Here is a 12,155-nt window from a genome sequence, read left to right as displayed (position 1 = left end):
TATCCATGAGCAGCGATCTTATCAAACATGTCACCGACGCCAGCTTCGAAGCCGACGTACTCAAGGCTGAAGGCGCGGTGCTGGTCGACTACTGGGCTGAATGGTGCGGCCCATGCAAGATGATCGCGCCGGTACTGGACGACATCGCTTCGGAATATCAAGGCAAGGTGACCATCGCCAAGTTGAACATCGATGAAAATGCCGAGACCCCGGCCAAGCACGGCGTGCGTGGCATTCCGACGCTGATGCTGTTCAAGAACGGCAACGTCGAGGCCACCAAGGTCGGCGCGTTGTCCAAGTCGCAGCTCAAAGCGTTCCTCGACGCCAGCCTGTGATGTGAAGAAGCCCCGCAAATGCGGGGCTTTTCTTTATCTGTTGTAGGTGGTTTCCCTGAGGGCTGGCGAGCCCCGGCCTTGCGGCCATCCACTCGGATAGCCCCATAAAACACTGGCCAAAACCACTAGACGTCGAAAAAAGCAAGTGTTACATTCGGCCTCGCACTGCTTCTCCAGTGCCCTCTGCACGCCGTCGCCGAAGCATCCCTAATTCGAATCAGTACGCGATCCTGTCGCCATCTAGCGGCGCGGCCTCATTAAGCCAACTGCTTAATTTTTCCCTTCCTTACATGATTACGTCACTCCCCTTATGAACCTGACAGAACTCAAGCAAAAGCCGATTACCGATCTTTTGGAAATGGCCGAACAGATGGGCATCGAAAACATGGCCCGTTCGCGCAAACAGGACGTGATTTTCGCCCTGCTGAAAAAGCATGCGAAAAGCGGCGAAGAGATCTCGGGTGACGGCGTGCTGGAGATTCTCCAGGATGGTTTCGGTTTCCTGCGTTCGGCGGATGCCTCTTACCTGGCCGGCCCTGACGACATCTACGTTTCGCCCAGCCAGATCCGTCGCTTCAACCTGCGCACCGGCGACACCATCGTCGGCAAGATCCGTCCACCGAAGGAAGGCGAGCGTTACTTCGCGCTGCTGAAGGTCGACACCATCAACTTCGACCGTCCGGAAAACGCGAAGAACAAGATCCTCTTCGAAAACCTGACGCCGCTGTTCCCCAACAAGCGCCTGAAGATGGAAGCCGGTAACGGCTCCACCGAAGACCTCACCGGTCGCGTGATCGACCTGTGCGCCCCGATCGGCAAAGGCCAGCGTGGCCTGATCGTCGCACCGCCGAAAGCCGGTAAGACGATCATGCTGCAGAACATCGCGGCCAACATCACCCGCAACAACCCCGAGTGCCACCTGATCGTCCTGCTGATCGACGAGCGCCCGGAAGAAGTGACCGAGATGCAGCGCACCGTGCGCGGCGAAGTGGTCGCCTCGACCTTCGACGAGCCGCCGACCCGCCACGTGCAGGTTGCCGAGATGGTCATCGAGAAGGCCAAGCGCCTGGTCGAGCACAAGAAAGACGTGGTCATCCTGCTCGACTCCATCACCCGTCTGGCGCGTGCCTACAACACCGTGATCCCAAGCTCCGGCAAGGTGCTGACCGGTGGTGTCGATGCCCATGCCTTGGAGAAGCCGAAGCGCTTCTTCGGTGCCGCCCGTAACATCGAGGAAGGCGGTTCGCTGACCATCATCGCCACCGCGCTGGTCGAAACCGGCTCGAAGATGGACGAAGTGATCTACGAAGAGTTCAAGGGTACCGGCAACATGGAACTGCCCCTGGACCGCCGCATCGCCGAGAAGCGTGTGTTCCCGGCCATCAACATCAACAAGTCCGGTACCCGCCGCGAAGAGCTGCTGACCGCCGACGACGAACTGCAGCGCATGTGGATCCTGCGCAAGCTGCTGCACCCGATGGACGAGATCGCCGCCATCGAGTTCTTGGTCGACAAGCTCAAGCAGACCAAGACCAACGATGAGTTCTTCCTGTCGATGAAGCGCAAGTAAGCGTTTCAGACTGGAACTGATTGGGGCTGCTTTGCAGCCCATCGCCGGCAAGCCGGCTCCCACAGGGCTCACACTGACCTTGTGGGAGCCGGCTTGCCGGCGATGGGGCGCGAAGCGGCCCCAAGTCATTCTTGGCCTTTACCCCGCCAACGGCGCTACACTCTGCACCCCGACCGATACGCCCAACACGAGGCCCTTGCATGCAGTATCGCGATCTACGCGACTTCATTCGTGGCCTGGAACAGCGCGGTGAACTCAAGCGCATCCAGGTTCCCATCTCCCCAGTTCTGGAAATGACCGAAGTCTGCGACCGCACGCTGCGCGCCAAGGGCCCGGCCTTGCTGTTCGAAAAACCCACCGGCTTCGACATGCCGGTGCTGGGCAACCTGTTCGGCACCCCCGAGCGCGTGGCCATGGGCATGGGCGCCGAGTCGACCGAAGAACTGCGCGAAATCGGCAAGCTGCTGGCGTTTCTCAAGGAGCCCGAGCCGCCGAAGGGTCTGAAGGACGCTTGGTCGAAGCTGCCGATCTTCAAGAAGGTCGTGTCCATGGCACCGAAGGTGGTCAAGGATGCGGTATGCCAGGAAATCGTCGTCGAAGGCGATGACGTCGACCTCGGCCAGTTGCCGATACAGCACTGCTGGCCGGGCGATGTTGCGCCGCTGATCACCTGGGGCCTGACCGTGACCCGCGGGCCGAACAAGGACCGCCAGAACCTGGGCATCTACCGCCAGCAGGTGATTGGCCGCAACAAGGTGATCATGCGTTGGCTGAGCCATCGCGGCGGCGCGCTGGACTACCGCGAATGGTGCGAGAAGCATCCTGGCCAGCCGTTCCCGGTGGCCGTGGCGCTGGGCGCGGACCCGGCGACCATCCTCGGTGCCGTGACCCCGGTCCCGGACACGCTTTCCGAGTACGCCTTCGCTGGCCTGTTGCGTGGCAACCGTACCGAACTGGTCAAGTGCCGTGGCAACGACCTGCAGGTACCGGCCACCGCCGAGATCATCCTTGAAGGCGTGATCCACCCCGGCGAGATGGCCCCGGAAGGCCCGTATGGCGACCACACTGGCTACTACAACGAAGTGGACAGCTTCCCGGTGTTCACCGTCGAGCGCATCACTCACCGGCAAAAGCCGATCTACCACAGCACCTACACCGGCCGTCCGCCGGACGAGCCGGCGATTCTCGGCGTGGCGCTGAACGAAGTGTTCGTGCCGATCCTGCAGAAGCAGTTCCCCGAGATCACCGACTTCTACCTGCCGCCGGAAGGCTGCTCGTACCGCATGGCGGTGGTGACCATGAAGAAGCAGTACCCGGGCCACGCCAAGCGCGTGATGCTGGGTGTGTGGTCGTTCCTGCGACAGTTCATGTACACCAAGTTCGTTATCGTCACCGACGACGATATCAACGCCCGTGACTGGAACGATGTGATCTGGGCCATCACCACGCGCATGGACCCCAAGCGTGATACGGTGATGATCGACAACACCCCCATCGACTACCTCGACTTCGCGTCGCCGGTGTCGGGGCTGGGGTCGAAGATGGGCCTGGACGCCACGCACAAGTGGCCGGGCGAGACTACACGCGAATGGGGCCGGGTCATCGTCAAGGACGAGGCCGTCACCCGCCGTATCGATGAGCTGTGGGACCAGTTGGGAATAGATTGATGCAGGTAACCTTGCAGCCTTCCGGGGCGGTACTGGCGGTCGAACCGGGTGAAAGGATTCTGGATGCCGCGCGGCGCCTGGGCTATGAATGCCCGAACAGCTGCCGCAACGGCAACTGCCATGTGTGTGCCGCGCTGCTGGTGGAAGGCAGTGTTCGCCAGGAAGGCCAGGTGCGCGATCACGGTGAGCTGTTCACCTGCATCGCCGAGCCGCTGGAGGACTGTGTGTTGCTGTGGGATGGTGTGCTGGCCCTGGGCGAGCTGCCGCTGCGCAAGCTGGCCTGTACCGTGAGCGAGTGCGTCGAGGTCGGTGGCGACGTCTGGCGCGTGCGCCTGCGCGCGCCGGCCGGCAAGCCGCCCCGCTACCACGCCGGGCAATACCTGATGATCGAGCGCGAGGGCATGGACAAGGCGGCTTTTTCGCTCGCCTCGGCGCCCCACGGTGGCCGTGACCTGGAGCTGCACGTGCTGGCCCGCGAAAGCAGCGCCGTGCAGTTGATCCAGCAGTTGCAGCGTAGTGGCCTGGCGCGCATTGAACTGCCATTTGGCGACGCTCACCTGGCGGAGTTGCCCGACGCCCCGCTGGTACTGATCGCCGCCGGCACCGGTATGGGCCAGATGCATAGCCTGGTCGAGCACTGCCGCGCGCAGGGCTTCAAGCATCCGGTGCACTTGTACTGGGGCGTACGCCGGCCTGAAGACTTCTACCAGATCGAGCACTGGGCCGAGTGGGAGCGCCTGCCGAACCTGTTCCTGCACAAGGTGGTCAGCGACCTGTGCGGTTGGGAAGGGCGCTGTGGCCTGCTGCACGAAGCGGTATGCGAGGACATCGGCGACCTCAACCAGGTGCATGTCTATGCCAGTGGCTCACCGAACATGGTCTACGCGACCCTCGACGCATTGGTCGAGGCCGGCATGGATGCCCACCGCATGCGTGCCGATGTGTTTGCCTACGCGCCACGCGGCTGAAGTAGCATGGCACGCTGCAAGGGCGTGCCGTGCTTAATAACCAAAGTTTTTCCGTTCGATTATATAGTGCGGAGTGTTCCCGGTTTAACTAGGAACTTTCGCTATACTCGCAATAACTCACTCCGTTCGGCGGACGTTTAAATTAAATTGCGCATTCAGGGTTGAGCGATAAGTGCATTCTGTCTTACGTTAAGCGCAAGGCTCATCCCGAGGCGAGCCCGCACCTACGGGCTTACACTGATTTTGCAGGCGTGCTTGCCCCGCGACAGCGTCCGAACAGGCACTGCGATACCCGCACTTTGGTAGTTCACAGGAAATAATGGCGGCAGCTCATGTCGACACTTGAAAGTTCATCCTGGCAAGTCTCCTATCCGCCGTCGCTCGACTTCGGTCAACAACTCACCGCCGAACAATTGCATCGTTCGATGCAGGACACCATGTCCCAGCACGAAGGCGGCCCAGTCTGGTTGTTCGCCTACGGCTCGCTGATCTGGCGCCCCGAATGCAACTCGGTCGAGCGTCAGCGGGCACGGGTGCATGGTTATCACCGTGGTCTGTACCTGTGGTCCCACGAGCATCGTGGCACCCCGGAATGTCCGGGGCTGGTGTTCGGTCTCGACCGTGGTGGCTCGTGCAGCGGCTTCGCCTTCCGTCTGGACGAAACCAACCTGCACGATTCGCTGATGGCCCTGTGGCAGCGCGAGATGCCGTACCCCGCCTACCGCCCGCATTGGCTCAGCTGCCGTCTGGACGACGGCAGCAAAGTTCAGGCACTGGGCTTCGTGCTGGAGCGGCACCTGCCGTGCTATGCGGGCAACCTGCCGGACACCCTGCTCAGCCAGATTCTCGCCAGTGCCAAAGGGCGCTACGGCACCACGCGTGACTACGTTGAGCAGACCCTCAACGCCTTGCGCAGCCACCAGATGCCCGATCGCAACCTGGAAGCGCGCTTCAGGCGTTGTCACAACCTGCGTGAAGTGTGAGCCCGGGGGCTCACTCCTGGGCGGCAGCGGTCCCGAGGAACTTGCGCAGGAACTGGCGCGTGCGCTCTTCCTTCGGGTTGGCAAACAGCGCCTTGGCCTCGCCCTGCTCGACGATCACGCCCTTGTCGAAGAAGATCACCCGGTTGGCGACATCGCGGGCGAAGCTCATTTCGTGGGTGACGATGATCATGGTGCGCTTTTCCTCCGCCAGGCCGCGGATGGTTTCCAGCACTTCGCCCACCAGCTCCGGATCGAGTGCCGAGGTGGGTTCGTCGAACAGGATCACTTCCGGCTCCATGGCCAGGGCCCGGGCGATCGCCACCCGTTGCTGCTGGCCACCGGACAGGCGCCTGGGGTAGGCGTCTTCCTTGCCCGCCAGACCGACCTTGGCCAGCAGACGCTTGCCCAGTTCGATGGCCTTGTCGCGGGGCGTCTTCTTGACGATCACCGGCCCTTCGATGACGTTCTCCAGGGCGGTGCGGTGAGGGAACAGGTTGAAGTTCTGGAACACGAACCCGGCCTGCTGGCGCAGGCGGCGGATCGCACCCTGCTGTCCGCCCAGCGGGCGGTTGGCGTCGATGCTGATATCGCCGATCTGGATGCGCCCGGCATCGGGGGTTTCCAGCAGGTTCAGGCAACGCAGGAAGGTGGTCTTGCCGGAGCCGCTGGGGCCGATGATCGCCACCACTTCGCCGGGCTGCACGCTCAGGTCGATGCCGTTGAGCACGGTCTGGCCCTTGAACTGCTTGGTCAGGCCTTCTACTACGATCATCTCAGTGCTCCTGGTCGTGCTGGTTGACCCGCGCTTCCATGCGGTTCTGGAAGTGCGCCAGGATGCTGCAGAGGATCCAGTAGACCACCGCGACAGCCAGGTACATGGTGAAGACCTCGAAGGTCCGGGCGGTGATCAGCTGCGCCTGGCGGAACAGCTCGGGCACCTGGATGGTCGCCGCCAGGGCGGTGTCCTTGACCAGCGAGATGAAGCTGTTGCCCAGCGGTGGCAGGGCAGTGCGCAGGGCCTGCGGCAGGATCGCCCGGCGCATGGCCTGGGTGCGGGTCATGCCGATGCTGGCCGCGGCTTCCCACTGGCCACGGTCGATCGAGGAGATCGCCGCGCGGAGGATTTCGCAGATGTATGCCGCCATGTTCAGCGACAGGCCGATCAGCGAGGCCGGGATCGGATCGAGCTCGATGCCGATCTGCGGCAGACCGAAGTAGATCACGAACAGCTGCACCAGCAGCGGCGTGCCGCGGAAGAACGACACATAGATGCGCGCCAGCCAGTCCAGCGGCAGGATCTTCGACAGCCGCATCAGCGCCAGGGCAAAGCCCAGCACCAGGCCGAAGAACATGCCGCCGACGCTGAGCAGCACGGTATAACCCGCGCCCTTCAACAGGAAGGGCGCGGAGTCGACAACGAGTTGCAGGCTTTCAGCGATCATTTGGTGACATCGGCACCGAAGTATTTCTCGGACAGCTTGGCCAGCGAGCCGTCGGCCTTGAGCTTGTCGATGGCCTTGTTCAGCGCATCGAGCAGTTCAGGTTCGCCTTTGCGCAAGGCCACGCCCGATTCCAGCTTGGAGAATTTCTCGCCAGCGAGTGCGGTCGGCTTCTTGTCCTTGGCGGTTTTCTGCACGTACTCGAGTGCAGCCAGGCGGTCGATCAGGATGGCGTCGATACGGCCGTTGCGCAGGTCGGCGAACTTGGTCGGGTCATCTTCGTAGGTGCGCACATCGGCTGTCGGCACATCCTGTTTCACCCATTGCTCATAGTTGGTGCCCAGGCCGACACCGACCTTCTTGCCGCCAAGGTCGGCGGCAGTCTTGATGTTCTTTTCGTTGTCGCTGCCCTTGAGCACCAGGGCCTGAATGCCGGAAACGGTGTAGGGCTGGGAGAAGTCGTACTTCTTCTTGCGCTCTTCGGAGATGGTCACCTGATTGATCACCACGTCGAGGCGCTTGGATTCCAGTGCGGCGAGGATACCGTCCCACTTGGTCGGCTGGACCTTGGCCTTGACTCCCAGCTCCTTGGCCAGCAACTCGGACAGCTCGACCTCGAAGCCGGTCAGCTTGCCATTCTCGTCCTGGAAGCTGAACGGTGGATAGGTGCCTTCCAGGCCGACGTTGATCACGCCTTTTTCCTGGATGGTCTTCAACTGCTCGCCGGCGAAAGCCTGGCCGAGCAGGCCGGTGCCGAGCAGGAGCGCCAGGCTGGCGTTGAGAAGGGGTTTGGCGAATTTGGTCATGGCATGCCCCGCGCTTGTTGTGGAAGTAGTGAGGTGGCGACTATAGAGGTGGGCTTCATAGGCCGGGAAATAATAAAAAATCAGGTTGTTATACCTATTCTGCAAATTGCAGTGGCTTATACCCGACTTAGCTCAGGATGGAATAAAGCGTTGTTTTTTCCAAGAGGCAGATTTGACGTATCGTGTTTTGCACCTCCTTTGTAGGAGCGTATGCATATCGAGAAAGCCGCCTGGCAGGAGAAGCACCGTGAGCGAACAACCATCAACCGGGCACTGGCAACTGCAGGGGATCGTCAGTGGTCTGCGCAGTGCCCGTGAACAGTGGCGCAGCAGCAATGGCCGCAGCAGCGGCGAGCAGGGTGGGCGCGAGCTGCCGTCGCGCGAGGCGCTACGGCAGATCCTCGAGCAGCTGTGCGGCGCGCTGTTCCCCATGCGCCTGGGGCCGGTGGACCTGCGCGAGGAGAGCGAAGACTTCTATGTGGGCCACACCCTCGATGCCGCCCTCACCGCGCTGTTGGCCCAGGCCCGCCTGGAACTGCGCTACGCGGCGCGCCATGGCAAGACCGATGTGATCGATGTCGATGCCCACGCCCTGCGCCTGATCCAGGATTTCGCCGTTGCCCTGCCGGCGCTGCGCGTGCTGCTGGACACCGACGTACTCGCCGCCTTCCACGGCGACCCGGCGGCGCGCAGCGTCGACGAGGTGCTGCTGTGCTACCCAGGCATTCTGGCGATCATCCACCACCGGCTGGCCCATCACCTTTACCGGGCCGGCCTGCCGCTGCTGGCGCGAATCAGCTCGGAGCTGGCGCACTCGGCCACCGGCATCGACATCCACCCCGGCGCGCAGATCGGCCCGAGTTTCTTCATCGACCACGGCACTGGCGTGGTGATCGGCGAGACCGCGATCATCGGTGAGCGGGTGCGTATCTACCAGGCCGTGACCCTGGGCGCCAAGCGCTTCCCCAGCGACGAGTCCGGCACCTTGCACAAGGGTCTGGCGCGGCACCCGATCGTCGAGGACGACGTGGTGATCTACGCCGGCGCAACCATCCTTGGGCGGATCACCATCGGCAAGGGTTCGACCATTGGCGGCAACGTCTGGCTGACCCGCAGCGTGCCAGCTGACAGCAACATTACCCAAGCTAACCTGCAGCTGGATTGCGAGGGCAAGAAAGCCCTCTAACTCGGGGGTTAAGTCGCGTGGGGGCGGGCAAGCCTGCGCCCACGTCGACCGACCCTGGAGCGGCATTGGGTCGCATTGAAATCCGATCCATGTTTAACTTGAACGCTTGTTCAACGAAAAACGCTGGTCCATTGCCGGTGTTCAAAAGGAGGAATTGCCTTTGCTGAACCCGTTCAATCCGAACCTCATGTCCCGTGACGAGGTGCCTGTTCAATGAGTGCACCGACCCCCGACCTTGCCAACGGCAAGATCCGCATGAACCCCCCCGTGTTCTACTTCGCGGCAAGCTTCATCCTTATTTTCGGCCTGATCGTCATCGCCCAGCCCCAGGCAGCCGGCGAGTGGTTGTTGGCCGCGCAGAACTGGGCCGCGAACACGGTCGGCTGGTACTACATGCTGGCCATGACCCTGTACCTGGTGTTCGTGGTGGTCACCGCGCTGTCCGGCTACGGCAAGATCAAGCTCGGTGCCGACCACGACGAGCCCGAGTTCAGCTACCTGTCCTGGGCCGGCATGTTGTTCGCCGCCGGCATCAGCATCACGCTGTTCTTCTTCTGCGTCTCCGAACCGCTGACCCACATGCTCCAGCCGCCACAGGGCGAGGCGGGCACGGCCGAGGCCGGGCGCCAGGCGATGCAGATCCTGTTCCTGCACTGGGGCCTGCATGGTTGGGGCGTGTTCGCCTTCGTCGGCATGGCGCTCGCCTACTTCGCCTACCGCCACAACCTGCCGCTGGCCCTGCGCTCGGCGCTGTATCCGCTGATCGGCAAGCGCATCAACGGGCCGATCGGCTACGCGGTGGACGGCTTCGGCATCATCGCCACGGTGTTTGGTCTGGGCGCCGACATGGGCTTCGGCGTGCTGCACCTGAACGCAGGCCTGGACTATCTGTTCGGCATCAGCCACAGCCAGTGGGTCCAGGTGATCCTCATTACCTTGATGATGGGCGCGGCAGTCGCGGTGGCGGTCGCCGGGGTGGAGAAAGGCGTGCGGGTGATGAGCGACATCAACCTGTTCCTGGCCTGCGCGCTGCTGTTGTTCGTGTTGTTCGCCGGGCCTACCCAGCACCTGTTCAATACTCTGATCCAGAACCTTGGCGACTACCTCGGCGCCTTGCCGCGCAAGAGTTTCGACGTATACGCCTACGGCGAGCAACGCGACTGGCTGGGTGGCTGGACGGTGTTCTATTGGGCCTGGTGGATTGCCTGGGCGCCGTTCGTGGGGCTGTTCATCGCGCGCATTTCGCGCGGGCGCACCATCCGCGAGTTCGTCTTCGGCGTGCTGCTGATTCCGCTGGGCTTCACCCTGGCGTGGATGTCGATCTTCGGCAACAGCGCCCTGGACCAGGTGATCAACCACGGCATGACCGCGCTCGGCCAGTCGGCCCTCGACAACCCGTCGATGAGCCTGTACCTGCTGCTGGAGACCTACCCGTGGAGCAAGACGGTGATCGCCGTGACGGTGTTCATCAGCTTCGTGTTCTTCGTCACCTCGGCCGACTCCGGCACCGTGGTGCTGTCGACGCTGTCGGCCAAGGGCGGCGGCGCCGACGAGGACGGCCCGAACTGGCTGCGGATCTTCTGGGGCGCGATGACCGCGCTGATTACCAGCGGCCTGTTGTTCGCCGGCAGCATCGACTCGCTGAAGTCGGCGGTGGTGCTGACCTCGCTGCCGTTCTCGCTGATCCTGCTATGCATGATGTGGGGGCTGCACAAGGCCTTCTACCTGGAAAGTCAGCGGCAGATCGCGCAGATGCACTCGCTGGCGCCCTTCGCCCAGTCCCGACGCGGGCGTGGCGGTTGGCGCCAACGCCTGAGCCAGGCCGTACACTTCCCGTCACGGGATGAGGTGTATCGCTTCATGGACGACGTAGTGCGCCCGGCCATCGCCGAGGTGCGCGAGGTGTTCGAGCAGAAGGGGCTGGTGCTGATTACCCAGGACGACCCGAGCCACGACAACGTCAGCCTGAAGATCGGTCATGGCGAGGAACAGCCGTTCATCTACCAGGTGCAGATGCGCGGTTACTTCACGCCATCGTTCGCCTTGGGCGGGCTGGGCACCCAGGACTTGAAGAACCGCCGCTACTACCGCGCCGAGGTGCATCTGTCCGAGGGCAGCCAGAACTACGACCTGGTGGGCTACAGCAAGGAACAGATCATCAACGACATCCTCGACCAGTACGAGCGGCACATGCAGTACCTGCACCTGGTCAGGTAGATCGCTGGGGCCGCTTTGCGGCCCTTGCGCTGGCTCCCACAGGGTTGTTGCAAAACCTGTGGGAGCTGGCTTGCCAGCGAAAGGAGGCCGAAGGCCTCTCAGGATCTTTCAGAACGGCGCATCCCCCAGGATGGTCGCCCGATGCATCACCCGCCGGTTGGGCCGGTAATCATCCACCGCGAAATGCTGGGTCACGCGGTTATCCCAGAACGCCACGTCATTTTCCTGCCAACGCCAGCGAATGCTGAACTCCGGCCGCGTCGCATGGGCGAACAGCAGCTTGAGCAGCGCCTCGCTCTCCTGCTCATTCAATTCGTTGATCCGCGTGGTGAAGCCTTCATTGACGAACAACGCCTTGCGCCCGCTGACCGGATGGGTGCGCACCACCGGGTGCGACAGCGGCGGGTTGTTGCGCCGGGTGGCTTCCCAGCGCGCCAGGTCCCCGGGCGTGGTGCCGAAACGCTCCAGCGGGAACGACTTGGTGAAGTCGTGGGTGGCGGTCAAGCCGTCGAGCATCGTGCGCAGCGGCGCCGACAGCGCCTCGAACGCAGCGATCCCGCTGGCCCACAGAGTGTCACCACCAAAGGCCGGCAACTGCTTGGCGCTGAGCACCGCGCCCAGCGCCGGGGTTGGCAGGAAGGTCACGTCGGTGTGCCACACGGCGTTGTCGCGCACGTCGGTGACTGCGGTGTCGAGGATCAACACCTGCGGTGTCTCCGGCACATTGGGATAGATCGGGTGGATATGCAGGTCGCCGAAGCGGGCGGCGAAGCGCGCCTGCTGCTCGGGGGTGATCGGTTGGTCGCGGAAGAACAGCACCTGGTGTTCGAGCAGCGCCTGCTCGATGGCATCACGCTGTTCGGCAGTGATGTCGCGGCTGATGTCCACGCCGCTGATCTGCGCGCCCAGTGCCGGGCTCAAGGGGGTAACGGTCAGGCTCATGTCTTTTCTCGTTCCAGGTGCCGGGTTGCCGGCGTGGTCATT

The 12,155-nt window shown here is 62.8% G+C and carries 11 protein-coding genes; 7 read left to right on the top strand and 4 right to left on the bottom strand.

All coding sequences use genetic code 11. From position 1 onward, the window contains the following. Positions 1–5: 5 nt before the first annotated feature. The 5 genes from trxA to KSS90_RS24490 all read left to right on the top strand — a co-directional run bounded on the left by trxA (position 6) and on the right by KSS90_RS24490 (position 5,523). Positions 6–335: a thioredoxin TrxA gene (trxA, locus tag KSS90_RS24510; protein WP_217867619.1), complete on the top strand. Its 330-nt coding sequence runs from the start codon at positions 6–8 to the stop codon at positions 333–335. A 310-nt stretch (positions 336–645) separates the two neighbouring features. Next, the gene (gene rho, locus KSS90_RS24505) at positions 646–1,905 is read left to right on the top strand and encodes a transcription termination factor Rho (protein WP_011536308.1); all 1,260 of its coding nucleotides are present in this window, start codon (positions 646–648) and stop codon (positions 1,903–1,905) included. Positions 1,906–2,105: 200 nt separating this feature from the next. Continuing rightward, positions 2,106–3,572 (top strand): 4-hydroxy-3-polyprenylbenzoate decarboxylase, encoded by a 1,467-nt coding sequence (ubiD, locus tag KSS90_RS24500; RefSeq protein ID WP_046857534.1) that lies wholly within the window; start codon positions 2,106–2,108, stop codon positions 3,570–3,572. After that, positions 3,572–4,540: a CDP-6-deoxy-delta-3,4-glucoseen reductase gene (locus KSS90_RS24495; protein WP_217867618.1), complete on the top strand. Its 969-nt coding sequence runs from the start codon at positions 3,572–3,574 to the stop codon at positions 4,538–4,540. Before ubiD ends, KSS90_RS24495 begins: the two co-directional genes overlap by 1 nt. A gap of 332 nt (positions 4,541–4,872) precedes the next feature. Beyond that, the gene (locus tag KSS90_RS24490; protein WP_217867617.1) at positions 4,873–5,523 is read left to right on the top strand and encodes a gamma-glutamylcyclotransferase; all 651 of its coding nucleotides are present in this window, start codon (positions 4,873–4,875) and stop codon (positions 5,521–5,523) included. Positions 5,524–5,533: 10 nt separating this feature from the next. On the opposite strand, the gene tcyN is transcribed toward KSS90_RS24490, so the two are convergent. From tcyN to tcyJ, 3 genes are read right to left on the bottom strand one after another with little or no spacing between them, the layout of a single operon-like run. Beyond that, positions 5,534–6,295 carry an L-cystine ABC transporter ATP-binding protein TcyN gene (gene tcyN / locus KSS90_RS24485; RefSeq protein WP_217867616.1) on the bottom strand — a complete coding sequence of 254 codons (762 nt, stop codon included), beginning with the start codon at positions 6,293–6,295 and terminating at the stop codon, positions 5,534–5,536. A gap of 1 nt (position 6,296) precedes the next feature. Then, positions 6,297–6,965, bottom strand: coding sequence for a cystine ABC transporter permease (gene tcyL, locus KSS90_RS24480; protein WP_046857530.1), 669 nt, complete (start codon positions 6,963–6,965; stop codon positions 6,297–6,299). Beyond that, on the bottom strand, positions 6,962–7,768 hold the full coding sequence (tcyJ, locus tag KSS90_RS24475; RefSeq protein WP_217867615.1) for a cystine ABC transporter substrate-binding protein: 807 nt from the start codon (positions 7,766–7,768) through the stop codon (positions 6,962–6,964). Before tcyJ ends, tcyL begins: the two co-directional genes overlap by 4 nt. 247 nt (positions 7,769–8,015) lie before the next feature. Here tcyJ and epsC point away from each other — a divergent pair, with 247 nt between their 5' ends. Together epsC and betT are read left to right on the top strand one after the other, a co-directional pair. Then, positions 8,016–8,954 (top strand): serine O-acetyltransferase EpsC, encoded by a 939-nt coding sequence (epsC, locus tag KSS90_RS24470; protein WP_217867614.1) that lies wholly within the window; start codon positions 8,016–8,018, stop codon positions 8,952–8,954. A gap of 255 nt (positions 8,955–9,209) precedes the next feature. Continuing rightward, positions 9,210–11,171: a choline transporter BetT gene (gene betT, locus KSS90_RS24465; RefSeq protein ID WP_217869853.1), complete on the top strand. Its 1,962-nt coding sequence runs from the start codon at positions 9,210–9,212 to the stop codon at positions 11,169–11,171. A 108-nt stretch (positions 11,172–11,279) separates the two neighbouring features. Here the strand turns inward: betT and tauD are convergent, their stop codons facing one another. Continuing rightward, positions 11,280–12,113, bottom strand: coding sequence for a taurine dioxygenase (gene tauD, locus KSS90_RS24460; protein WP_217867613.1), 834 nt, complete (start codon positions 12,111–12,113; stop codon positions 11,280–11,282). Positions 12,114–12,155 lie beyond the last annotated feature (42 nt).

Source organism: Pseudomonas maumuensis (genome assembly GCF_019139675.1).
Taxonomy (GTDB): Bacteria; Pseudomonadota; Gammaproteobacteria; order Pseudomonadales; family Pseudomonadaceae; genus Aquipseudomonas; species Aquipseudomonas maumuensis.
The sequence above is the reverse complement of the archived record's forward strand: the minus strand, read 5'-3'. Positions and strand labels throughout refer to the sequence as shown.